Genomic DNA, 23,220 nt, shown 5'->3' on the forward strand with positions numbered 1-23,220 from the left:
ACGTACACTTGTCGAGCGGTCTGTGTTCGCACAGTCCGACTTCGCGCGCCCGCGCACGTTTTTTCGGCCTTCGGCTGGTCCTGTATTTCCGGATACGGGTCCGACGGCCGTGTGGGCGCCAGGGCGCGGTGTCACCGGCACTGCGCAGCAACCGAATTGAAAGAGAGAACAACAATGCCCGTTGTAACTATGCGGCAGATGCTTGACAGCGGTACCCACTTCGGGCACCAGACCCGTCGTTGGAACCCGAAGATGAAGCGTTTCATCTTGACCGACCGCAACGGCATCTACATCATCGACCTCCAGCAGACGCTGACGTACATCGACAAGGCGTACGAGTTCGTCAAGGAGACGGTTGCCCACGGCGGCAGCGTCCTCTTCGTCGGCACCAAGAAGCAGGCACAGGAGTCCATCGCTTCTGAGGCCACTCGCGTCGGAATGCCCTACGTCAACCAGCGTTGGCTCGGCGGCATGCTCACCAACTTCACGACCGTCCACAAGCGTCTCATCCGCCTCAAGGAGCTTGAGGCAATGGAGCAGACCGGTGGATTCGAAGGTCGCACCAAGAAGGAAATCCTCATGCTCACGCGTGAGATGACCAAGCTGGATCGCACCCTCGGTGGTATCCGCGACATGGCCAAGGTTCCTTCCGCTGTGTGGATCGTCGACACCAACAAGGAGCACCTGGCAGTTGCCGAGGCTCGCAAGCTGAACATCCCGGTCATCGCGATCCTGGACACCAACTGCGACCCCGACCTCGTCGACTACCCGATCCCGGGCAACGACGACGCCATCCGCTCCGCAGCACTGCTCACCAAGGTTGTCGCTTCCGCGGTTGCCGAGGGCCTGCAGGCGCGTGCCGGACTGAGCGCCGACAAGGACGCAAAGCCCGAGACCGCAGCCGGCGAGCCCCTCGCAGAGTGGGAGCAGGAACTGCTCTCCGACGTTGCACCCGCTGCTGAAGCTGCTCCCGCCGAAGAAGCAGCTCCGGCTGCCGAGGCTGAAGCTGCCCCCGCCGCAGAGGCACCGGCCACCGAGGCCTGATTCCTTGAAACCGGCCCTGACCAGAGTTCCTTTGGTCGGGGCCGTTTTCGCCGGTAGGGCATTTGCTTCACCGAAGACCACGTCCGAAACAGACAAACGAGGAGGATCGCTCACCATGGCGAACTACACCGCCGCAGACGTCAAGCGGCTCCGCGAGCTCACCGGCTCCGGAATGATGGCGTGCAAGAACGCACTCGTAGAAACCGACGGCGATTTCGACAAGGCTGTCGAGCAGTTGCGCATCAAGGGCGCAAAGGATGTCGGAAAGCGCGCAGAGCGCACCACCGCTGAAGGTCTTGTTGTCGCCAAGGACGGCGTCATGATCGAGATCAACTGCGAGACCGACTTCGTTGCCAAGAACGAAGACTTCATCAAGCTCGCCGACGCCATCGTGACCGTCGCCGCAGCTGGTAAGCCTGCTGACCTCGACGCTCTCAAGGCGCTCGAGCTCGACGGCAAGACCATCGCCACCGTCATCACGGAGCAGTCCGCGAAGATCGGCGAGAAGCTCGAACTGAGCCGCGTCGCAACCTTCGACGGCCCCGTTGCCGTGTACCTGCACAAGCGCAGCTCCGACTTGCCGCCCGCTGTCGGCGTCCTCGTCGAGTACATCGGCGAAGGCGATGCCGCTGCCGAGGCTGCTCGTGGAGCAGCTATGCAGGTTGCAGCACTCAAGGCCAAGTACGTCACGCGTGACGAGGTTCCCGCGGAGATCGTCGCTTCCGAGCGTCACATCGCCGAAGAGACCGCCCGCGCAGAAGGCAAGCCCGAGCAGGCTCTGCCGAAGATCATCGAAGGCCGCGTCAACGGATTCTTCAAGGACGTCGTACTGACCGAGCAGTCTTCGGTTACCGACTCCAAGAAGACCGTCAAGGCGATCCTCGACGAGGCCGGCGCGACCGTCAAGCGCTTCGTGCGTTTCGAGGTCGGCGCTTCCGCTTAATCCGGAGCCCGTACACATGGACCCCGCCAGAAGAGCATCGCTCATCCGGCGGGGTCTACGTGTACCTGTGGCCTCCGATGAGGCAGGATAAGAGTGCCTTCGGGACGCGTCTCGAAAGATCGTCCTGAAGATTTGTGAATCGCCGGTACCAATTCGGCGATTGAATAAGGAATTAAGGACCCCACCGGGTCTTGTATCGAACTGAGGAGAACAATGTCCGAACCAGCCAACGAACGTCCAGGATTCAAGCGGGTCCTGCTCAAACTCGGCGGCGAAATGTTCGGAGGCGGCAAGGTCGGACTCGACCCCGATGTGGTCACCAAGGTGGCTGAGCAGATCGCGGAGGTCGTCCGATCGGGCGTGCAGGTAGCAGTGGTCATCGGCGGTGGAAACTTCTTCCGCGGCGCCGAGCTGCAGCAGCGTGGCCTCGACCGCGCGCGTTCCGACTACATGGGCATGCTCGGCACGGTCATGAACTGCCTGGCTCTGCAGGATTTCCTGGAGAAGGCCGGCGTCGACTCCCGGGTGCAGACTGCCATCACGATGGGACAGGTGGCTGAGCCGTACCTGCCTTTGCGCGCACGTCGGCACCTCGAGAAGGGGCGCGTAGTCATCTTCGGCGCCGGCATGGGAATGCCCTACTTCTCCACGGACACCACAGCGGCGCAGCGCGCTCTGGAAATCGGTGCCGAGGTAGTGCTGATGGCAAAGGCAGTCGACGGTGTGTACACCGCTGACCCGCGTCTCGACCCGACCGCGACGATGTATCACCAGATCACGCACCGCGAGGTCATCGAACGTGAGCTCAAGGTCGCTGACGCGACGGCGTTCAGCCTGTGCATGGACAATGCGATGCCGATGATGGTGTTCAACCTCCTTACCGAAGGAAACATCGCACGCGCGGTGTCCGGTGAGAAGATCGGCACACTGATCAAGTCGTGATCGACACCCACAATTCGCTCGACAAATCGACCCTGAACGACATGAAGCAGACCGATATGGAGGAACAGCCGTGATTGATGAAGCGCTCTTCGAAGCCGAAGAAAAGATGGAAAAGGCTGTCGCGGTGGCCAAGGACGATCTCGGCTCGGTTCGTACCGGACGCGCAAACCCCGGCATGTTTTCTCGCATCGTGATCGACTACTACGGCTCGATCACGCCGATCACGCAGCTCGCGAGCATCAATGTGCCCGAGGCTCGCATGGTGATCGTGAAGCCGTACGAGGCTTCGCAGCTCAATGCCATCGAGACTGCAATCCGTAACTCGGATCTCGGTGTCAACCCGTCCAACGACGGCAGCATCATCCGGATTTCGGTTCCGCAGCTCACCGAAGAACGTCGTCGTGAACTTGCCAAGCAGGCCAAGTCCAAGGGCGAAGATTCCAAGGTCACGCTCCGCAATATCCGTCGCAAGGCGATGGACGAGCTCAGCCGTATCCAGAAGGACGGCGACGCCGGCGAGGACGAGGTCGGCCGCGCCGAGAAGGAACTCGACAAGACCACGGCCAAGTACGTGCACGTTGTCGAGGAGCTCGTCAAGCACAAGGAAGCGGAATTGATGGAGGTCTAATCCTCCTCGCGTTCCACGTGTTTGTTTGTCGGGAGTAGATCAGGGAGTTTGGGTGCACGCACAAGAGGGAACCGCCGGCGGTCCCGTCACGGACGGGCCGACGGGGGGCGCTGTTGGCGCGCAGCCGCCTACGTCGAAGGCCGGCAGGAATCTTCCTGCCGCCATCGGCGTCGGACTTGGTCTCGGAGCCTTGGTCATCGGGACCTTGGTTTTCCTGCCGCCCGGCTGGATAGCCGTTGTTGCCATCGCGATGTTCATCGCGACGTGGGAAGTCGCCACGCGTCTGCGTGAAGCTGACATCGAGGTTCCGCGGATCCCGCTGTTGATCGGCGGCCAGGCAACGATCTGGTTGGGTTGGCCCTGGGGTCCCACCGGTGTGATCAGCGCGTTCACCGCCACCGTATTGGTGTGCATGGTGTGGCGACTGTTCGACCACGGATTGAAAGCCACCCCCAAGAACTTCCTGCGCGACGCATCGATCACGGTGTTCGTACTGGCGTGGATTCCACTGTTGGCATCGTTCGGTGCCCTGATGGTTCTCGAAGACGACGGCCCGGGGCGAGTCGCAGTCCTGATGATCGGTGTGGTGTGTTCCGACGTCGGTGGTTACGCCGCCGGTGTGCTGTTCGGTAAGCATCCGATGGTTCCCGCGGTCAGTCCGAAGAAGTCCTGGGAAGGCTTTGCCGGTTCGATGATCTTCTGTGTGATCGGCAGCTTGCTGACGGTGACGCTGATCCTCGACGCGAACTCGATGATCGGTGTTCTACTCGGAGTTGTCCTCGTCGTCGTCGCGACCTTGGGTGACCTCATCGAGTCGCAGGTCAAGCGCGAGCTCGGAATCAAGGACATGGGCACCCTCCTGCCGGGCCACGGCGGAATCATGGACCGGCTGGATTCGCTTCTCCCGTCAGCGTTTGTCACATGGCTGATCTTGTACGCACTCGTCTGATCTCTCGTGCGTGAGTTGTTCTCGGGCCGGGCCAAGCCGATTCCCAGTCCGAACATCTGGCACTGGCCGGACGTGTACGAGGTCGAGAATCGAGCGCAGGACGTCGACGGCGCCGTCTGGGCAGCAATGCGGGCTGCTGTGGATTGGACTGACCGCGACGTCGTCGACATCGGTTGCGGTGCCGGCTTTCATCTTCCGGAATTTGCTCGCGACGCGCGTCGCGTCGTCGGAGTGGAACCGCACCCACCCCTTGTGACGTTGGCGCGTGATCGAACACGCGGTTCTGCCTTGATCGATGTGGTCGAAGGGTCCGCCGAGTCGACGGGAATCGACGAATCTTCGGTCGATCTTGTTCACGCCCGTACTGCCTACTTCTTCGGCAAGGGATGTGGCGCGGGGATCCGTGAAGCAATGCGCATTCTTCGGCCGGGTGGTGCGCTGATGATCGTGGACCTCGACGTCAGGGCGTCGCCGTACGGCGATTGGATGCGCGCCGATCTCCCCAAGTACGACGCGGCCGCTGTTGAAGCGTTCTTCGCGGCACAGGGATTTTCGCTCGCCCGTGTGGATACCCGGTGGGAGTTCGCGACTCGGGACGACCTGCGTCGGGTTCTCGGTATCGAGTTCACCGAGAAGACTGCGGAGCGTGCGTTTGCGCAGGTCTCCGGACTGTCGTTTCCCGTTCGCTATCGCGTGCACGTCCGTGTGAAGCCGCAGTCGTTGGAAATCATCTGACCTGCTGGAGTCTCACGTCAGGCGCTCCCGAAAGTCTGAGCGCCTGACGCCTTCTGCACCGATTCAGAGCTAAGGAAAAATTAGCGCTGATTCGTGATGTGGAACAGGGTGGCAAGCTTGTGGATCTTCTTTGCCTTTGCGAGTCTCGGCAGGTCACTGCCGTCGCGTACCCGTGAGCCGTCTTCGCCGAGGTCGTCGATGACGTCCTGTGCCCAGACCGCGTCGGCGATGGACGGGCTCAATCCGGCATTGACGGGGGCGGTCTGCGCCGTGGTCATGCACAGTTTGCCGGCCATGCCGAGCGAGAGGGTGATTGCGCAGTCGCGCGCGAGCAGATCTTGATCCGTACCCAGCGTGGGGCCGTCGATCGGTGCGGCGATACGGGCTGCGCGGCTGGCAATGGTCAGGCGCGAGCGCGGGTAGGACATCGAGGTGGGGGAGTCGTCCATCCCGGTGTCGCGTCGGAAGTCTCCGCTGCCGAATGCCAGGCGGAAGGTTCCGTCGGTGCGTGCGATCTCCGGTGCGGCTTCGAGTCCGACAGCCGATTCGACGAGTGCCAGGATCTTGGTGCCCTCGGGGAGTCGCTCGGCGGTGGCTTCGATCTGCTGGCCACTCTCGGTCTTTGCGAGCATGACGCCTTCGAGGCCGGGGAGTCCGGCCAGTGCGGCGAGGTCCTCTTCCCAGAACGGGGTTGTCGCGTCATTGATGCGCACCCACGCACGGTTGTGTCCGCTCAGGAAATCGACGACGTCTTTTCGGGCGGCAGGCTTGTCGGGTGGGGTAACTGCATCCTCGAGATCGAGGATGACGGCGTCGGCCGCGCTGGCAAGCGCGGCGTCGAAGGTGTTCGGTTTGGATGCAGGGACCAGTAGCCACGATCTTGCCTGCTCAGGCGCAATTCGTACGGTCACGGGTCTCTCCATGTGAGTAGTCACATCAGGGCCTTTCCGGTGATTTTCACGACACCAATGATGCCTGGTGAGCACCGGTTCAGGCCAATTGCGTAACTAGATTTCAGTCACAGTTGCCGCTTCGCTGCACGCCGGATCTGAACGATGCGTATTCCGCCGGCCAACGCCATGATCAGCGCCCCGGCAATCGCCGAGAGCAAGATCGTGATGCCGAGTGGAAAATCTATCTGCCACGCCAGGATCTTGACCGAAGCACTTTCCAGATTCTGCAGGATAAATACCAGCAGAAGGATCAGCACGATCGCGCCAATGACCAGGCCAACCCAGGTTGTCGCTGCGCGGGTGCGGTCGGTGACGGCGGTTCCGGTCGGTGTGGAAGTGGGTGGGGCAACAGGTTCAGGATAGTGCTTTTCGACGGCCGTCGTATCGTCCGTCTTGGGTAGTTCCGGGTCGGATCCGAATCCGTCTGTCGGACCGTACACGGGCGCGTTCGACGGGTCTTCGGGTGTGCTGGACATGAGTCGATCATCACGCAATAGCGGTGAACATGCACGCTCTACGGGCTCACAATCGGGCCGCGGTGGGGGCGAACGTCAAAACAATGGGAGAATGGTGTAACTATGGCTGCCTCTCTTCCCCTCGTCTTCAATGCACCCAAGCGCGGACTGCCTCCTCGGCACCTCGCCGACCTCGATTCCGCAGAGCGCAAAGAAGCGGTGAAAGAGCTGGGTCTGCCCGCTTTCCGGGCCGATCAGTTGGCTCGGCAGTACTACGCGCGGCTCGAAGCCGATCCCGAGAAGATGACCGATCTTCCGGCGTCGGTGCGGGAGAAGGTGGGGGAGTCCCTGTTCCCGAAATTGCTGACGCCGATCAAGCACCTCTCGTGTGATTCCGGAGACACTCGCAAGACCCTGTGGAAGGCGCACGACGGCACGCTGCTCGAGAGCGTCCTCATGCGTTACCCGGAACGCGCGACTTTGTGCATTTCGAGCCAAGCTGGTTGCGGAATGGCCTGCCCGTTCTGCGCAACGGGCCAGGCGGGCCTCGACCGGAACCTTTCCACGGCTGAGATCGTCGACCAGGTTCGTGACGCGGCTGCCGCGATGCGCGACGGCGAGATCGCCGGTGGACCGGGCCGGCTCTCCAACGTTGTGTTCATGGGCATGGGCGAGCCGCTGGCTAACTACAAGCGAGTGGTTGCTGCCGTACGTCGCATCACGTCGCCGGCGCCCGACGGACTCGGACTCTCGCAGCGATCTGTCACCGTCTCGACCGTCGGGTTGGCTCCGGCCATCCGCAAGCTGGCCGACGAGGGCCTGAGCGTCACGCTCGCCGTGTCTTTGCATACGCCTGACGACGAATTGCGCGACACCCTGGTTCCGGTGAACAACCGGTGGTCTGTGGCGGAGGTCTTGTCAGCCGCGCGGTACTACGCCGATCAGACCGGCCGACGCGTGTCGATCGAGTACGCGATGATCAAGGAAGTCAACGATCAGCCGTGGCGCGCCGACATGCTCGGTAAGAAACTGAAGAAGGCCTTGGGCGGCCTTGTTCACGTCAACCTGATTCCGCTCAACCCCACCCCGGGTAGCGAATGGGACGCCAGCCCCAAGGATGTCGAGCGCGAGTTCGTTCGCCGTGTCATCGCTCAGGGTGTTTCCTGCACGGTTCGCGATACGCGTGGCCAGGAGATTGCAGCTGCCTGTGGTCAGTTGGCTGCCGAAAACTAAGAGCTCCAACACAAAAGACCTCCACGAACACTGGGTTCGTGGAGGTCTTTGTTTGTCTGTCGCTATCGAGGGTGTCTGTCTCTATCGCGGGTGGCGACGGACAACCATGTCGCGGATCAAGATGATCGCCATCAAGCCGGCGGTACCGATCAGCCACAGGTCCTCGACCTTGCCGCTGTGATTGCCGATCATCATCAGGAGAAGGAATACCGTGAAGAACCATCCGGCAATACGCATCGCCTTGAGGCTTTCGCCACTCCACCCCCATGCGGCTGAGGGAACCTCGGCCTCATCGACGTGCGAGACCACGACGGGGGCGCTGGACTTGACGTCCAACTGGGTATCGGCCACGGTCGATCCTCCTGCTCATTCGGTTGAACTACTGCCCAATATCGTGACATACGACCGGCCGTCGTACGTAGTTGGGCGTCGATAAGGTTGTTCTCAGGTCTTATCAGGAACAATGGACGAGTGCAGGAAACCAGACCCACTCGCGTCCTTCTCCTCGGCAGTACCGGTTCCATCGGTACTCAGGCCTTGGAAGTCATCGCCGCTAACCCCGAACGGTTCGAAGTGGTCGGTCTGGCTGCCGGCGGGAACAACGTCGAATTGTTGGCCCAGCAGATCGAAGCGACGGGGGTCAGTGACGTCGCCGTTGCCAATCCGGACGCCGCAGCTTCGCTTCATTCCGTGACGGCCCGTTCCGGTCCTGGTGCTGCAGCGGAGTTGGTACGCGAGAGCGGCGCCGACGTCGTTCTCAACGCTCTGGTCGGATCGCTGGGACTCGAACCGACCTTGGCTGCTCTCGAGTCGGGTGCACGGTTGGCCCTTGCCAACAAGGAATCGTTGGTCGCCGGCGGCGCGCTGGTCACCAAGGCCGCGGCGCCCGGTCAGATCGTGCCCGTCGACTCCGAACACTCGGCGCTGGCGCAGTGCCTGCGCGGCGGTACCGCCGACGAAGTGGCGCGCTTGGTTCTCACTGCGTCGGGTGGGCCGTTTCGTGGCTGGACGGCGCAGGCTCTCGAGTCTGTGACGCCTGAGCAAGCCGGCGCCCATCCCACCTGGTCGATGGGTCCGATGAACACTCTCAACTCGGCAACCCTGGTGAACAAGGGACTCGAGTTGATCGAGACGAATTTGCTCTTCGGTATCGACTACGACCGGATCGACGTCACGGTCCATCCGCAGTCGATCGTCCATTCCATGGTCACGTTCTTCGACGGTTCGACTTTGGCGCAGGCGAGTCCGCCGGACATGAAGCTCCCGATCGCCCTCGCGTTGGGATGGCCCGATCGAATTGCCGGCGCCGCTGCGGCATGCGACTTCACGAAGGCGTCGACGTGGGATTTCGAGCCGCTCGACGAAACGGTCTTTCCGGCCGTCGAGTTGGCCCGTAGCGCCGGCAAGGCCGGTGGCTGCTTCACGGCAATCTACAACGCCGCCAACGAGATTGCTGCGCAGGCATTTCTCGACGGTGTCATTACTTTCCCGACCATTGTTCGTACGGTGTCCGCTGTTCTCGATGAAGCGGGCGAGTGGTCGGCGGAACCGACTACGGTGGACGACGTTCTGGCCGCAGACGGCTGGGCACGCACGCGAGCGCGTCAGCTCGTGAAGCAGGAGGGCTAGAGCTTCGTGGTTTTCGCATTTGGCGTAGTGCTGTTCGCCCTCGGTATCGGCGTGTCCATCGCTTTGCACGAGGCCGGCCACATGTGGACGGCCAAGGCGCTGGGCATGAGAGTTCGCCGCTACTACATCGGCTTCGGTCCCAAGATTTTCTCGTTCCGTCGTGGTGAGACCGAATACGGACTCAAGGCGCTCCCTCTCGGTGGTTTCTGCGACATCGCGGGCATGACGGCGCTCGACGAGATGACGCCCGAAGAAGAGCCGTACGCCATGTACAAGAAGGCGACGTGGAAGCGCGTCGTCGTCATGTCGGGTGGCATCGCGATGAACTTCATCCTGGGGCTCGTCCTGATCTACGGCCTGCTACTCGGCTGGGGGCGGGGTGAGCCGGCGCCGCCGGTGGTACAGGCAGTCACCTGTGTTGCGCCTGATCAGTTGGGTCAGGAAGGAAACTTCGATCTGACGGAATGCTCCGGCGGAGGCCCCGCCGGCGAGGCGGGCTTGCGTGCCGGCGATCGCATCACAGCCGTCGACGGGCAGAAGACGGAGACCTTTCCCGAAGTTGCCAAGGCGATCCGCGGAGTAGAGGGTCCCGTTGTCTTCTCGGTTGAGCGTGACGGGCAGTCGATGTCGATCACGGTGGTGCCTGACCGAGTCCAGCGATACGTGAATTCCGCCAGCGGAGTCCCGGTGAAGCAAGAAGTGTCGGCGGTGGGAATCGGCGGTCCCAGCGCGACATGGATCGAGTACAACGCACTCACTGCAGTACCCGCAGCGTTCGACTACACCGGCGAGTTGTTGGTCGACTCGGTGAAGGCGTTGGCTGATATTCCGTCGAAGGTCGGTGCGCTCTGGGAGTCCGTCACCGGTGGTGAGCGTGCGCAGGACACACCGATCAGCGTGGTCGGAGCCAGTGTCATCGGTGGTGAAGCCGCTGATCGCGCTGAATGGGCGATGTTTGTGGGCCTACTCGCGTCGATCAACTTTTTCCTCGGCGTGTTCAACATCCTCCCGCTGCTGCCTCTCGACGGTGGCCACATCGCGGTCGTGTTCTACGAACGGATTCGTGACTGGTTCCGTGCGCGTCGCGGTCTGATCGCCGGTGGTCCCGTGGATTACACAAAACTTTTGCCGATCACCTACGTCTTCATCGTCATTGGCGGCGCGTTCATGTTGCTGACATTGACGGCAGACATCGTCAACCCCATCAAGATCTTCGGATAGCGTCGACCAGCGCAATCGTCCGCGAGTGACACCCCGGCTAAACTTGCAGTGAAGCTATGAAAGAAGGCACAGACGTGACCATCCCTATCGGTTTGGGAATGCCCTCGGCACCCGCAGCGATTCTCGCTCCGCGACGCAAGACCCGACAGTTGATGGTCGGTAATGTCGGTGTCGGAAGTGATTTCCCGATCTCGGTGCAGTCGATGACTACAACCAAGACACACGACATCAATGCGACGCTTCAGCAGATCGCCGAGCTGACTGCCTCGGGTTGTGACATCGTCCGAGTTGCCTGCCCCCGGCAGGAGGACGCCGACGCGCTGTCGATCATCGCCAAGAAGAGCCAGATCCCGGTTATCGCGGATATTCATTTCCAGCCGCGATACATTTTTGCTGCCATTGATGCCGGTTGCGCCGCTGTCCGCGTCAACCCGGGCAACATCAAGGAATTTGACGGCCGTGTCAAAGAGGTAGCCAAGGCTGCCGGAGATGCGGGCATACCGATTCGTATCGGCGTCAACGCTGGTTCCCTGGATCCGCGGTTGATGGAGAAGTACGGCAAGGCGACGCCGGAAGCCCTGGTCGAGTCTGCGCTGTGGGAAGCCGGTCTGTTCGAAGAGCACGGTTTCGGCGACATCAAGATCTCCGTCAAGCACAACGACCCGGTCATCATGGTCGAGGCGTACCGCCAGCTCGCCGCAAAATGTGACTACCCGTTGCACCTCGGCGTCACCGAGGCCGGTCCGGCATTCCAGGGCACCATCAAGTCCGCAGTCGCTTTCGGTGCATTGCTCGCCGAAGGAATCGGCGACACGATTCGTGTCTCCCTCTCGGCTCCGCCTGCCGAAGAAATCAAGGTCGGAAACCAGATTCTGCAGTCGTTGAACTTGCGTCCGCGCAAGCTCGAGATCGTGTCCTGCCCGTCGTGTGGGCGTGCCCAGGTCGACGTCTACACCTTGGCCGACCAGGTCGCCGCCGGTCTCGAAGGCATGGAGATCCCGCTGCGCGTCGCGGTCATGGGTTGCGTCGTCAACGGTCCGGGAGAAGCACGTGAAGCCGATCTCGGGGTCGCGTCGGGCAACGGTAAGGGCCAGATCTTCGTGAAGGGCAAGGTCATCAAGACAGTGCCCGAAGCGATGATCGTCGAGACCTTGATCGAAGAGGCGATGAAGATCGCCGAAAGCATGGAAGGTGATCCGTCGGAGGGTGCTCCGGTAGTTACCGTCAGCTGAGATACTGGCCCGTAAGTTTCAGGTTCGTGGCAATCTGAGTGCATTACAAGTCCAGGTAAGAATGGACGCACGATGAGCGGAGGGGTTGGTCGATGCTGAAACTCCTTGGAGCCAAGCAGATCGGGAGTCGTGACCTCGACGATGTACGTCGTGTCCTCGACGCCGATCCGATTGCCTCGTGCATGATCGCCTCGCGGGTCGAGGAATTCGGCGTCGACCCGCGCATGATCCACGGTGAACTGTGGAGTCGCGGTGGCCCGACGTCGTCGCTGTGTTTCGCCGGCGCAAATCTGGTACCGCTACGCGGGGAACTCGACGACATACGTGCGTTCGCCGACCGTGCCTGCCGGATACCGCGAATGTGCTCGTCGCTGGTTGGTCGGGCCGAACTGGCGTTGCCGCTGTGGGAGATGCTGGAACTGGACTGGGGGAGCGCTCGGGAAGTTCGCGCGGAGCAGCCTCTGATGGCTGTTTCCGAGCCGTTGGCGTGCGCGCCCAACCCGTCCGTGCGTCAGGTTCGCTCGGACGAACTCGACATCTATCTGCCGGCTGCAGTGTCGATGTTCATCGAAGAGGTCGGTATCGACCCGCGGGCCAATGACGGTGGACGCGGATATCGGCATCGCGTGGCCAGCCTGATCGCGGCCGGCCGGGCCTGGGCACATATCGAGGACGGGCAGGTCGTCTTCAAAGCCGAGGTGGGTTCGGTGTCGTCGCGGTGCGGTCAGATCCAAGGGGTGTGGGTCAACCCGGAATTTCGTGGTCAGGGGCACGGGATCACCGGAACTGCTGCGGTGGCCGAGTCCATCATGGCGAGCGGTCGCATTGCGAGTCTGTACGTCAACAGCTTCAACACAATTGCGCGCTCTACCTATTCGCGCGTCGGTTTCCGTCAGGTTGCGACGTTCGCGACTGTTCTCCTCGATTGAGTCGTGCCTGCGCTTTGCCGAGTGGGCCTCGACCTAGTATGGGATTCGATGAATACTCGGTCGTTCTCCCGTAGTCGCCCCGCGCAAATTCTGGCGTCCTGCACTGTCGTAATTCTGGCGGTGGGGATCAGCTCGTGTACTCCGAAGCCTTCGGGGCCGGAACCCGTCGCACAGCAGTTTCTGAGTGCGTTCGGTGATCGTGACATCGAGGAAGCTGCCTCGCTGACGGACCGTCCTGATTCGGCGGGAGCGGTCATGAGCGATACCTGGGACGCGCTGCAGGCCGATTCCATGACTGCGGAAACGACGTCGGTCAAGATGAGCGGTGATACCGCGACGGTCGGCTACACCTACGTGTGGAACCTCCCGAAAGATCGTGTCTGGACGTACGACGGTGAGATCAAGATGGGTCGCAAGGACGGAAATTGGTCTGTCCGTTGGAGTTCTACCGACGTGCATCCCCGCCTCGGCGACAAGCAGACTATGTCTTTGCGATCGAAAGCCGCGCCGCGGGCTCGGGTCAACGAGCATTCGGGCACCGATGTCCTGGTTCCGGGAATCGTGTACCGGGTCAAGTTCGATCGGTCGAAGAGTGCGGACGTCATCGGCGCGGCAAATAGCTTGGCCGCGACACTGGTTCGGTTCGACTCGTCTCTGACCGGTCAGTCGATTGCCGAGTCGTCGACCGCCGTCAAGGGCGACTACCTGGTGACACGTTTGCGCAGTGACGATTACGAAGCGGTGTCCGCGCAATTGGCCGGAATCCCCGGTGTGACCGTGTCCGACGAATCGGATCTGGTTTCGACGGATCCGGAATTTGCGCCAGATCTGTTGGGGCAGATCAAGAAAACCATTATCGACGAGGTCGACGGCAAAGCCGGCTGGAGCGTCGTCACGGTCAATCAGAACGGCGTCGACACCGACGTGCTGACGGAGACTGCGCCGCAACCGGTTCCGTCGTTCACGATCAGTCTCGACCGCAACATTCAGATCGCGGCTCAGCGGGCCGTCGCTGTCAGTGCGGACCAGGCGATGATGGTGGTCATCGAGCCTTCGACGGGCGCAATTCTCGCGGTGGCTCAGAACAAGGCCGCCGATCGTGATGGTCCGGTTGCGACGATGGGCCTCTACCCGCCGGGTTCCACGTTCAAGATCGTGACTGCCGGCGCTGCCATTTCGGGCGGTCAGGCGACACCCGAGACTATGGTGCCGTGTCCGGGCCGCATCGAGATCGGGCAGCGCAGTGTGCCCAACTACAACGAATTCTCGCTGGGCACAGTGCCGATGGCGACTGCGTTTGCCCGTTCGTGCAATACGTCGTTCGCGAAGTTGGCCAGCGAAATGGATCCCGATGCCTTGACCACCGCAGCCTCGCAGTTCGGTATCGGACCCGATTACAACGTGGTGGGATTGCCGACGGAGTCGGGTTCGGTACCGCCGGCACCGGATCTGGCGCAGCGCACAGAAGACGGCTTCGGGCAGGGCTTGGTTGTAGTGAGCCCCTTCGGAATGGCATTGGCAGCGGCGACGGTTGCCCATGGGTCCACGCCGGTGCCACAACTGATTTCGGGTCGCGAAACCACCGTCGACGGCCACCGGCCGTTGATCAGTACGGAGATGGTCGACGGCTTGCGCGGAATGATGCGCCTCGTGGTCACCAGCGGTACTGCCGAGCGGGTCAAGGATCAGGGTGAGGTGTACGGAAAAACCGGTGAAGCAGAGGTCGATGGTGGCTCCCACGCCTGGTTCGTCGGCTACCGCGGGAACTTGGCTTTTGCGACTCTTGTTGTCCGGGGTGGAAGTTCGGACAATGCGGTGGGCGTGACGCGAGATATGTTGGCGGCGTTGCCTGAAGGGTACTGACGGCTCAGGGAAGTAGTCCCAGCTTTCTGGCCGTCACGACGGCCTCGTGTCGTGAGTGTGCGTCGAGTTTGCTCATTGCGCTTCGCAGGTAGCTTTTGACGGTCTCCGCGCTGACCGAAAGCCGGCCCGCAGTTTCAAGGTTGGTGCATCCGAGAGCGACCTGAGACAGGACGTCGACCTCACGCGGTGTGAGTGTCACGGTGGTTTCGGGGTCGATGCCCGTGGGGCTCAGGAGAAGTGCCAGCCGTTGGGACAGTCCCCGAAGTTTGATCTGCAGGTCGGAATCGGTGACAGTGTTTGCAACGCTGCGTAGTTCGGCGTGGACGTCACGAATCTCTTCGGTGGACATACCGTCGCCGGTAGTGGCGGATGCGGCGTGCAGGAGTTGGAGTCGTCTGTCGACTTCGTCGCGGATTGCCAACTCCGTGCCCAGGCGCCGCGACGCGGACACCATGATGTCGGCAGTTCGGTTGCCGATCGGGGCGAAGTCTCGGATCGCGGCATAGAGCACCGCACGAGACTTGCCTGCAACGATCACCGGGACCGCGAGGATGGAGTGCAGTCCCTCGCCCAATACCGGCCGATCGTAATGATGGGTGATTGATTGAGAATTGCCGTAGTCGTTGACCGCGAACGGCGAGCGTTGGTCAACGACGCGTCCGCCCATTCCCGATCGCGGCGGGATAGCGAGACCTTTGAGGTTGTTGGTGCGGGTGCCCACGAACTCGGTCAGGTGCAAAGTTTCGTCCTGCACTTCGCCGCCGAAGAGCACTGGAACTACTCCCTGAGCTGCGATGGATCGAAGTTCGCTTCGCATGGCATCCCCGTCGCGGGGGCGTAGAAGGTGTGATGCGAGTCTGGACACGCCGTACCCCTTTCCGGGGGTAGTGAAGTTTCCTTGTGAGCTGGATCATAGGTGGTGGGCAGTATGTATGACGAGTCGGTCGTCGAACCCGCCGCCCAACCATACGACCATCAAAGGAGCACGTCGATGAGCACCGATCCCACCGCACGGGTGCGTGAGCTGTTGGAACAGTACGACACCCCCGGCGCCAGCGCCGCAGAGCTCCTCTGCGACCGGCACCCTGCGGACGGTGTTGCGTTCACCGTTATCGAGGCGGACCTCAGTTCGGTAGACCTGACTTACGGTTACCTCCGCGAACAGTCGTCACGCTTTGCGGCGGTGCTCGCGGATCTCGGGGTGGAGCCGGGCGACAACGTTGCGACGCTCATGGGCAAGTCTGCTGATCTTGTCGTTGCCCTACTCGGGATCTGGCGTCGTGGGGCAGTCCACGTGCCGTTGTTCACGGCTTTCGCCGCTCCGGCCATTGCCTTCCGGTTGACGGCCAGTGGTGCGAAGGTTGTTGTTTCCGACGCAAATCAGCTGGAAAAACTCGCGCCGAGCGAAGACATTCCGGCGGATGCATCCTGGCGCGTGATTGTTGCCGGCGGCGCTGCGGGCGACGAGTTGGACTTCGGCGCACTGGTTGCGGCGCAGGATGCCGACGACCCCCGTGGTGTTGCGCAGGCTGTCGGCGGAGACGCCCCGATGGTGCAGTTGTTCACCAGCGGTACGACGGGAACTCCCAAGGGTGTGCCGGTACCTGTCCGCGCACTTGCGTCGTTCCACGCCTACCAGGAGTTCGGTCTCGACGTCCGCGAGGACGACGTGTTCTGGAATGCTGCAGACCCGGGTTGGGCATACGGGTTGTATTACGCCTTGCTCGGTCCGCTCGCGGCCGGAACTCGCAGTTTGCTTCTGCACGCAGGGTTCTCGGCGCCGCTGACGTGGCAAATCATCGAGAAGTTCGGTGTCACCAATTTTGCTGCGGCGCCGACGGTCTACCGCAGTTTGCGTGCGGACAAGGCGCCGGTTCCCGACGGAATCTCGCTGCGTCGCGCATCGTCGGCGGGAGAACCCCTGACGCCGGATGTTGTTGCGTGGTCCAAGGGTTCATTGGGCGTCGAGGTGCGTGATCACTACGGTCAGACCGAACACGGCATGTTCATCGTCAATGCGTGGGCCGACGAAGTTCGTGAGGATGTACGGCCGGGCTCGATGGGTCGTCCGCTGCCGGGCTGGTCTGCTGCTGTGCTGGAAGATGATTCAGATGCGGTGGCGCCCGCACGCACTCCGGGACGGGTGGCGATCGATACCCACAACAGTCCGCTGATGTGGTTCACCGGGTACGTCGACGCTCCCGAGAAGACGAAGCAGCGTTTCACGGAGGATGGTCGTTACTACATCACCGGTGATGCCGGGATGACGGACGAGGACGGATTCTTCTACTTCTCCTCCCGCGACGACGACGTGATCATCATGGCGGGCTACCGTATCGGACCCTTCGACGTCGAGAGCGTGCTGGTCATGCACGAATACGTCGTCGAGGCTGCCGTTGTGGGCATGCCCGACGAGTTGCGCGGTGAGGTTCTCGAAGCATTTGTTGTTCTGCGCGAAGGTGTTGACGGCAACGATGATCTCGAGAAGGAACTGCAGACCTTGGTGAAGAAGAAGTTTGCCGCCCACGCCTATCCGCGGACCGTGCACTTTGTTCCGGGTCTGCCCAAGACCCCCAGCGGCAAGGTTCAGCGGTACATCTTGCGCAAGGGATAGCAGGTTCAGCGTCGGCGGATCCTGCCGACCACCATGAGGGCGACCAGGGTGACGGCCAGCAGCAGGGTGGTATTTGCTGCGGCAAGAAATACCTGGCCGCGGTCGGTGAGTCCGAAGATGCTGACCGGCAATGTCTTCCACGTTGCCGGGTAGACCATGACGGTGGCGCCGAGTTCACCCATCGACAGTGCGATGGAGAGTCCGGCTGCCGCGCCGAGGGCAGGCAGCAGAAGCGGCAGAGTAATGCGGGTGAGTACCCGGAACGGACTTGCGCCGAGGGATTCTGCTGCCTGACGGTAGGCCGGGTCGAGCCGTTCCAATGCGGCCGTTACCGAACTGAATGCGAAGGCCAGCACCAATACGGTGTGCGCGAGAATAACGATCCATTTGGTACCGCCGAGCAGTATCGGCCGCTCGTTGAACGTAATGAGCAGACCCAGACCGATGGCGACAGACGGCACCGCGATCGGCAGATGGAAGACGGTATCGGTGATGCGGCGCAGCCACATCGGCGATTCTCTCGCTGCCAGTGCTGCCCAGGTTCCGACCACCAGAGCCAGTGCGCCGGAAATGAAGGCGGTTTGCAAACTCACTGTCAGGCTCGAGAAGTTCGCGTCGGACAAGGCTGCCGAGAAGTTCTTGGTACCGAGATCCGAGGGCAGCGGGCCGGTCCACGACCCGGCGAGTGCAGCCGCCACTACGGTGGCGATGGGTGCCGCAAAAACTACGCCGACGACGAGGGCGAAGAAGCCGAGAACCAGTGCCCTAGAGCTTCGTGTCCACAGCAGCACGGCTGCCTCCCATCAGAGAGTTGAATGTGAATCGGTAGAGGCAGTACAGCCCGAGTGAGAGTGCTACCTGGACGGTGGCGATCACGGCGGCGCCAGGCAGGTCGAAGGTGACGATTCCGCGTGTGTAGATGAGCACGGGAAGCGTGACAACGTCTTTCGCGCCGGTGAAGAGAACGATCCCGAATTCGTTCAGTGTCATCAGCAGAACCAGCGATCCGCCGGCGAGCAGTGCGGGCCAGGCCTCGGGCATGACAACCTGGCGGAGAACACGAACCGGCGATGCGCCGAGACTGGCAGCCACATCGAGTTGTTCGCGAGGAATCTGCAGAAATGCGGCCAGCAGTGGCCGTACGACAAACGGTGTGAAGAAGGTGATTTCGGCTGCGATCACGCCGAGCGGAGTGTTCAGGAAATTCAGCGGTCCGGTCGATTCGCCGGTGATTCGTACGATCAAGGCGTTGACGGCGCCAGCAGTTCCGTAGAGAAACGTGAAGGCCAGCGTGATCAGGAACGACGGTAGCGCGAGGACTGTGTCGATGAGGCGTCCCACCACTTTGGAGCCGGCGAAGGGAACAAACGCGAGGACCAGTGCGAGAAAAGTGCCGAGGACCAGGCAGCCCAGGGTGGACAGCACAGCGATCTGAATGGTCCGCCACAGCGCGTTTCGGAACAATTCGGATCCGAGGACCGAAGTCCACGTGTCGAGTCCGGTGCCGTCCGGAGTGTTCAGGGACTCGGTCAGGACGCGTGCGGTGGGGTAGACCGCGAAGACCAGAACCAGCAGTAGCGGTGGCAGCGCCCAGGCGATCGGACGCCAGGGAATCGGATCGCTGCGAATCGGGGCCGGCGTGGGTGTTTGGGGGCGTTCCATTGTGGTTGTCATGGAGTTCGATCCGCCGGGACGAGGACGCTGCCGTCCATAGGTAGGACAACCCCGACCTCGGCGTCGACAGGGCGCTCGTCGTGGCCCGCCACCTCGGCATCGATACGTATGTCACCGAGACCGGTGACAGCCAGCGTGATTCGCGTCGTCGATCCACGCCAGACGCTGGAAACGATGCGCGCCGAGAAGGATCCGCGTGCTCCGACCGATGTCACGGAGACGGCATAAGGACGAACACACAGGTAGGCGGCCATGTCGGATTCCCACTCGATGTGCCCGACCTCGGGTTGGGGTGCGTGCGCCGTGAACGGTGTGCCGCCGATCGAGACCAACGCGGATGTTCCGATGACCCGGGTGACGGTGCAGGGCAGTAGGTTCGCGCCGCCGAGGAATGCGGCCGTGAAGCTGGATGGCGGGCGCTTCCAGAGGCTTTGCGCCGTATCGATATCCGCAAGGCGCGCATTGCGCATGACCGCAATACGATCCGCAAGGGCCAACGCCTCACTCTGATCGTGGGTCACGTACAGCATTGCGGTATCGGGCAGAGCGGCACGAAGTCGGGTCAACTCGCCGAGCATACTTTCGCGGAGTTGAGCGTCGAGTGCGGCGAGTGGTTCGTCGAGTAGTAGTACGCCCGGCCGAATCGCCAGCGCCCGGGCGATGGCAATGCGCTGCTGCTGACCGCCGGAAAGCTCACGGGGGAGCCGCTTTCCGTAGGCGGACATGCCGACCATCTCGAGGGCTTCCGCCACCCGAGTCGCGATCTCGGATCGAGGTACACGATGTGCTCGGAGTCCGAACGCGACGTTCTCGGAAACTTTCATGTGCGGGAAAAGAGCGTACGACTGTACGACGACGCCGATACCACGCTGCGCCGGAGGAAGATCGGTGATATCGCGGGTGCCGAGCCTGACAGAACCAGACGTGGGGCGCACAAAGCCCGCGAGGGCTTTGAGAGCCGTCGACTTGCCGGAACCGCTGGGCCCCAGTAGTGCAACGGTTTCACCCGGCGCTACTCGCAAATTGAAATCGACCAATGCGTGAGTCGCGGACTTCCCGCGGCCGTAGGCAACGTTGACACGGTCGAAGGTGATGGCGGGAGCGGAATGTTCGATCGCTCCGTGAACACCCACTTTTCGTGGGAGCGTGCGCCCCAGTCTGGTTCTGGCCATGATCAGCTCCCGGTGGCTTTCTGGTACGCGGCGACGTCGGCGTCGAGTGTGGTGAGTACGTCGTTCCAGTTCGGGGTCCAGACGGTGACACCCTGGAGGACACCGCTGGGTGTGTTCTTGTCGGTGGATTCGCCTGCAGCGCTGCGTACGTCCTCACGAACGGATATGCCGAGCGCATCCTTCGCAATGGTCTTCTGCGACTCTTCGGAGAGTAGGAACTCCATCAGCTTCTTGGCCTGCTCGCTGCTCGGTGCACTCTTCGCGAGACCCATCACATACGGCAGTGCGATGGTAGTGCGGTTGCCGTCTGCGGCGGCAGGGAAGAAGATGTTGAACTTGGAGCCGTCGTCGGCGATGGATGCGAGGTTCATCTGGACATCACCGTTGGCGACCAGCAGTTCACCGTTGCTGACCTTGGGCTGCAACTTTCCGGTGGACGATGACGGTCCGACGTTGTTGGTCTGTAGTTTGCCGAGGTAGTCGAGTGCGCCCTCCTTGCCCATGAGGTGCTGGAGCAGCAGGAGTACGGCGGTGCCGTCGCCGGCCTGGCCGGGGGTGGAGTACTGCAACTTGCCCTTGAACTGTTCGGTCAGGAGGTCGTCCCACGTCGTCGGCGCCGGTGACGCCGTCGGATTGGCGATGAACGAAAGGTAGTTCTCCACGACGGGGACGTACTTGCCGGCAGAGTCCTTCGCGGCGGCGGGAACGGCGGACGTATCGATTCCGCTCGGCTCGAGAAGTCCCTGGGCGTCAGCCTTCTGGATGAACGGCGGCAGCGTGATGATGACGTCGGCCTGCGGATTGGACTGTTCCTTCTCGACGCGGGAGACAACCTCGCCGGATCCGGCTTCTACGAGGTTGACTGCGATACCGGTTTGCGCGGTGAAGGCGGCGAATCTTCCTTCGTACCAACCGGACAGGCCGTCGGCGCTGTAGACGGTGACTGTTTCGGTGCCTGATCCGGCGGCAGTGCCGGTTCCACCGCAGGCGGTGGTGAGGGAAAGGACGGACACGGCGAGGGCGGCCGCAGCAAGGCTCGGGCGGAGACGCATGACGATTCCTTTTTCGGAAGGTGAGATCAGGAGTTGACGAGGAGTTCGGCGAAGTCCGCGACGGACTCGACGATGTGGGTGGCGCCGGCATTACGAAGTTGGTGTTCGTCGTGGGCGCCGGTCAAAGTTCCGGCGACAATCGATGCACCGGAACGGATTCCGCTGAGCACGTCGTTGGACGTGTCGCCGAGTACGGCGATCTGGTGGACATCCTCGATTCCCAGACGCAGGAGCGCGGTGAGAATCAGATCCGGGTAGGGGCGCCCGCGGCCGGCTTCGGCGGGGGAGAGGGTGAGGTCTGCGACGGTGTCCCAGCCCAGGGCGGCAAGGAGCTTGTCCTGGGTTGATCGGCTGAATCCGGTGGTCAGGGCTACTTTGATACCGGCTTCGCGCAATGTGGTGATCGCCTTCTCAGCACCCGGAATAGGTTGCGCGAGTCCCTGATCGATCAACGCGTCATAGGTGGTTTCGAAAGCCACGTTGGCGGCCTGAGCACGATCCTCGTCGCCGAAGATTGCGCGGAAAACCACAATCTTGGACTGGCCCATGGTGTCGAGGACGTACTGACGGGCAGCATCGGCTTCCGGACCCTCGGCGGGTAGTCCGCCGGCTTCGGCCGCGGCGGCGAAGGCGCGAAGCACCAGGCCGTCGTCGGCGACTGTGGTGCCGGCCATGTCGAGAACGGCCAGTGTGATGGGAGACATGGGGATTCCTTTGTGTCAGAGAAGTTTCAGAGACCGAGTTGATCGGCGGTTTGCTCAGCGAGGGCTGGTCCGAGCGTCATGCCGCGTCCGCCGGGGCCGGCGATTACCCAGACGTTGTCGGCGGCCTGCGCGCGATGCACTAGTTGTGCGGGATCGAGGCACTGGCTGTACACGCCCGCCCACCGTTTGACTATCGTCGGAAGATCGCGCCCGAGAAGGGCTTCCGCGACGGAAGCGAGGTGCTGGTAAGGGGCTTCGTCGACATCGAAGTTGAAGGGCTCGTCGTACTCGTGTGTGTCGCCGATAGTGAGGCCACCATGTAGGCGCTGGACGCACAGGAGTTGCATTCGGTGCTCTTCGGCGGTCGGTTCCTGCGGTTGAACCGTGCGCAGGGTGTCCAGGGCAGAACCCGCGAAGCCAGGGTAGTAGCGGAAGCTGTCGCCGTCTGCGATTGCAGTGGTGAGCTTTTCGCCGAGCGGGGCGGTTTGCATCATCTGGAGGCGGACTCGGCGCAGGGGTAGGTCGCCGGCGAGGTCGCGGGCTAGTCCACCCAATGTTGCTCCGGGGCACACGATCACGAGATCGGCGTCGTAGCTGTGGCCGTGGTCGTCGCGGATGTGAACGCCGGATTCGGTGGTGGTAATCTCACGGGCTTCGGTTCCGGCGTGGAAGGTGTACCGACCAGTGGCTTCCAGGTAGGAGCGGATAGCGGGGAGGGCTTGGCGGGATTCGACGGCGGCGTCGAGTGAGCAGTGCAGTCCGCCGAGGAACTTCCCACGCAGTGCTGGGTTGACGGCGCGGACACCGTCGGCGTCGAGGAGTGTGAAACCGCGAGTGTCGGCGTCGGGACGAGCAAAGGCTTCCTCTGCGACGGCCACTTCTTCGTCGGTGCGCATCAACGTAATCGAACCGGCTGCGCGGTACCCGATCTTCGGTACTCGAACTGCCAGGTCAGCCCACAGTTCACGTGACCGCACGGCAGCCTCGAGTTCGTGGGGAGCGCGCCCGGATACCCAGACCAATCCAAAGTTCCGTACGGTGGCACCGCGGGCTTCACGCTCACGTTCGAGATGGATAACTTCGTGTCCGCGGCGGATTGCCTCGTCGGCATGGGCCGTTCCGAGGATTCCTCCACCCACAATCAAAATTCGCATGTAGAGACCATGACATTTGGTCTAGACCAATGGGGATAATTGAGGCGAACAGTAGGTTAACGTTTGGTATAGACCAATTTTCGCGTAATCTGAA

General features: G+C 62.1%; 23 protein-coding genes. 13 read left to right on the forward strand and 10 right to left on the reverse strand.

Going from position 1 to position 23,220, the window contains the following annotated elements:
• The first annotated feature begins 174 nt into the window (after positions 1-174).
• The 6 genes from rpsB to BDB13_RS14855 all read left to right on the forward strand — a co-directional run bounded on the left by rpsB (position 175) and on the right by BDB13_RS14855 (position 5,241).
• Positions 175-1,044: a 30S ribosomal protein S2 gene (gene rpsB, locus BDB13_RS14830; protein ID WP_094272305.1), complete on the forward strand. Its 870-nt coding sequence runs from the start codon at positions 175-177 to the stop codon at positions 1,042-1,044.
• Between the two features lie 115 nt (positions 1,045-1,159).
• Positions 1,160-1,987: a translation elongation factor Ts gene (gene tsf, locus BDB13_RS14835; protein WP_094272306.1), complete on the forward strand. Its 828-nt coding sequence runs from the start codon at positions 1,160-1,162 to the stop codon at positions 1,985-1,987.
• 213 nt (positions 1,988-2,200) lie between these two features.
• The gene (gene pyrH / locus BDB13_RS14840) at positions 2,201-2,929 is read left to right on the forward strand and encodes a UMP kinase (RefSeq protein WP_094272307.1); all 729 of its coding nucleotides are present in this window, start codon (positions 2,201-2,203) and stop codon (positions 2,927-2,929) included.
• 70 nt (positions 2,930-2,999) lie between these two features.
• On the forward strand, positions 3,000-3,557 hold the full coding sequence (frr, locus tag BDB13_RS14845; protein ID WP_094272308.1) for a ribosome recycling factor: 558 nt from the start codon (positions 3,000-3,002) through the stop codon (positions 3,555-3,557).
• Positions 3,558-3,609: 52 nt separating this feature from the next.
• Complete coding sequence (locus BDB13_RS14850) at positions 3,610-4,506, forward strand: phosphatidate cytidylyltransferase (protein ID WP_094272309.1); 897 nt, start codon at positions 3,610-3,612, stop codon at positions 4,504-4,506.
• A 6-nt stretch (positions 4,507-4,512) separates the two neighbouring features.
• A complete protein-coding gene (locus BDB13_RS14855) occupies positions 4,513-5,241 on the forward strand; it encodes a class I SAM-dependent methyltransferase (protein WP_094272310.1) in 729 nt (242 codons plus the stop codon).
• Positions 5,242-5,321: 80 nt separating this feature from the next.
• Here BDB13_RS14855 and BDB13_RS14860 read toward each other — a convergent pair whose 3' ends face one another.
• Positions 5,322-6,164, reverse strand: a complete 843-nt coding sequence (locus BDB13_RS14860) for an HpcH/HpaI aldolase/citrate lyase family protein (protein WP_094272311.1) — start codon at positions 6,162-6,164, stop codon at positions 5,322-5,324.
• A 95-nt stretch (positions 6,165-6,259) separates the two neighbouring features.
• Positions 6,260-6,670 carry a LapA family protein gene (locus BDB13_RS14865; RefSeq protein WP_094272312.1) on the reverse strand — a complete coding sequence of 137 codons (411 nt, stop codon included), beginning with the start codon at positions 6,668-6,670 and terminating at the stop codon, positions 6,260-6,262.
• A 102-nt stretch (positions 6,671-6,772) separates the two neighbouring features.
• On the opposite strand from BDB13_RS14865, the gene rlmN reads away from it, so the two are divergent.
• Positions 6,773-7,882 (forward strand): 23S rRNA (adenine(2503)-C(2))-methyltransferase RlmN, encoded by a 1,110-nt coding sequence (rlmN, locus tag BDB13_RS14870; protein ID WP_094272313.1) that lies wholly within the window; start codon positions 6,773-6,775, stop codon positions 7,880-7,882.
• A gap of 81 nt (positions 7,883-7,963) precedes the next feature.
• Here the strand turns inward: rlmN and BDB13_RS14875 are convergent, their stop codons facing one another.
• Positions 7,964-8,233 carry a DUF2631 domain-containing protein gene (locus BDB13_RS14875; protein WP_094272314.1) on the reverse strand — a complete coding sequence of 90 codons (270 nt, stop codon included), beginning with the start codon at positions 8,231-8,233 and terminating at the stop codon, positions 7,964-7,966.
• 120 nt (positions 8,234-8,353) lie between these two features.
• On the opposite strand from BDB13_RS14875, the gene dxr reads away from it, so the two are divergent.
• The 5 genes from dxr to BDB13_RS14900 all read left to right on the forward strand — a co-directional run bounded on the left by dxr (position 8,354) and on the right by BDB13_RS14900 (position 14,756).
• Positions 8,354-9,511 carry a 1-deoxy-D-xylulose-5-phosphate reductoisomerase gene (gene dxr, locus BDB13_RS14880; protein WP_094272315.1) on the forward strand — a complete coding sequence of 386 codons (1,158 nt, stop codon included), beginning with the start codon at positions 8,354-8,356 and terminating at the stop codon, positions 9,509-9,511.
• Positions 9,512-9,517: 6 nt separating this feature from the next.
• Positions 9,518-10,732: a M50 family metallopeptidase gene (locus BDB13_RS14885; RefSeq protein WP_094272316.1), complete on the forward strand. Its 1,215-nt coding sequence runs from the start codon at positions 9,518-9,520 to the stop codon at positions 10,730-10,732.
• Positions 10,733-10,806: 74 nt separating this feature from the next.
• Positions 10,807-11,964: a flavodoxin-dependent (E)-4-hydroxy-3-methylbut-2-enyl-diphosphate synthase gene (gene ispG, locus BDB13_RS14890; RefSeq protein WP_094274930.1), complete on the forward strand. Its 1,158-nt coding sequence runs from the start codon at positions 10,807-10,809 to the stop codon at positions 11,962-11,964.
• Positions 11,965-12,056: 92 nt separating this feature from the next.
• Complete coding sequence (locus BDB13_RS14895; RefSeq protein WP_094272317.1) at positions 12,057-12,893, forward strand: GNAT family N-acetyltransferase; 837 nt, start codon at positions 12,057-12,059, stop codon at positions 12,891-12,893.
• Positions 12,894-12,941: 48 nt separating this feature from the next.
• Positions 12,942-14,756 carry a penicillin-binding transpeptidase domain-containing protein gene (locus BDB13_RS14900; protein ID WP_176459583.1) on the forward strand — a complete coding sequence of 605 codons (1,815 nt, stop codon included), beginning with the start codon at positions 12,942-12,944 and terminating at the stop codon, positions 14,754-14,756.
• 4 nt (positions 14,757-14,760) lie between these two features.
• On the opposite strand, the gene BDB13_RS14905 is transcribed toward BDB13_RS14900, so the two are convergent.
• Complete coding sequence (locus BDB13_RS14905) at positions 14,761-15,573, reverse strand: LuxR C-terminal-related transcriptional regulator (protein ID WP_094272318.1); 813 nt, start codon at positions 15,571-15,573, stop codon at positions 14,761-14,763.
• A gap of 174 nt (positions 15,574-15,747) precedes the next feature.
• Here BDB13_RS14905 and BDB13_RS14910 point away from each other — a divergent pair, with 174 nt between their 5' ends.
• Positions 15,748-17,370, forward strand: coding sequence for an AMP-binding protein (locus BDB13_RS14910; RefSeq protein ID WP_094274932.1), 1,623 nt, complete (start codon positions 15,748-15,750; stop codon positions 17,368-17,370).
• A gap of 5 nt (positions 17,371-17,375) precedes the next feature.
• Here the strand turns inward: BDB13_RS14910 and BDB13_RS14915 are convergent, their stop codons facing one another.
• Genes BDB13_RS14915 through BDB13_RS14940 form a run of 6 tightly spaced genes read right to left on the reverse strand, consistent with a single transcriptional unit; the run spans position 17,376 to position 23,126 of the window.
• Positions 17,376-18,161, reverse strand: a complete 786-nt coding sequence (locus BDB13_RS14915; protein ID WP_094272319.1) for an ABC transporter permease — start codon at positions 18,159-18,161, stop codon at positions 17,376-17,378.
• Positions 18,136-19,044 carry a 2-aminoethylphosphonate ABC transporter permease subunit gene (locus BDB13_RS14920; RefSeq protein WP_094272320.1) on the reverse strand — a complete coding sequence of 303 codons (909 nt, stop codon included), beginning with the start codon at positions 19,042-19,044 and terminating at the stop codon, positions 18,136-18,138. The genes BDB13_RS14915 and BDB13_RS14920 overlap by 26 nt, the downstream gene beginning before the upstream one ends.
• The gene (locus tag BDB13_RS14925; RefSeq protein ID WP_094272321.1) at positions 19,041-20,216 is read right to left on the reverse strand and encodes an ABC transporter ATP-binding protein; all 1,176 of its coding nucleotides are present in this window, start codon (positions 20,214-20,216) and stop codon (positions 19,041-19,043) included. Before BDB13_RS14925 ends, BDB13_RS14920 begins: the two co-directional genes overlap by 4 nt.
• Positions 20,217-20,218: 2 nt before the next feature.
• The gene (locus tag BDB13_RS14930; RefSeq protein ID WP_094272322.1) at positions 20,219-21,268 is read right to left on the reverse strand and encodes a 2-aminoethylphosphonate ABC transporter substrate-binding protein; all 1,050 of its coding nucleotides are present in this window, start codon (positions 21,266-21,268) and stop codon (positions 20,219-20,221) included.
• A gap of 26 nt (positions 21,269-21,294) precedes the next feature.
• On the reverse strand, positions 21,295-21,972 hold the full coding sequence (locus tag BDB13_RS14935; RefSeq protein ID WP_094272323.1) for a phosphonatase-like hydrolase: 678 nt from the start codon (positions 21,970-21,972) through the stop codon (positions 21,295-21,297).
• Positions 21,973-21,998: 26 nt separating this feature from the next.
• The gene (locus tag BDB13_RS14940) at positions 21,999-23,126 is read right to left on the reverse strand and encodes a TIGR03364 family FAD-dependent oxidoreductase (protein WP_094272324.1); all 1,128 of its coding nucleotides are present in this window, start codon (positions 23,124-23,126) and stop codon (positions 21,999-22,001) included.
• Positions 23,127-23,220: the final 94 nt, after the last annotated feature.

This window comes from Rhodococcus sp. OK302, assembly GCF_002245895.1.
Classification (GTDB): Bacteria; Actinomycetota; Actinomycetes; order Mycobacteriales; family Mycobacteriaceae; genus Rhodococcus_F.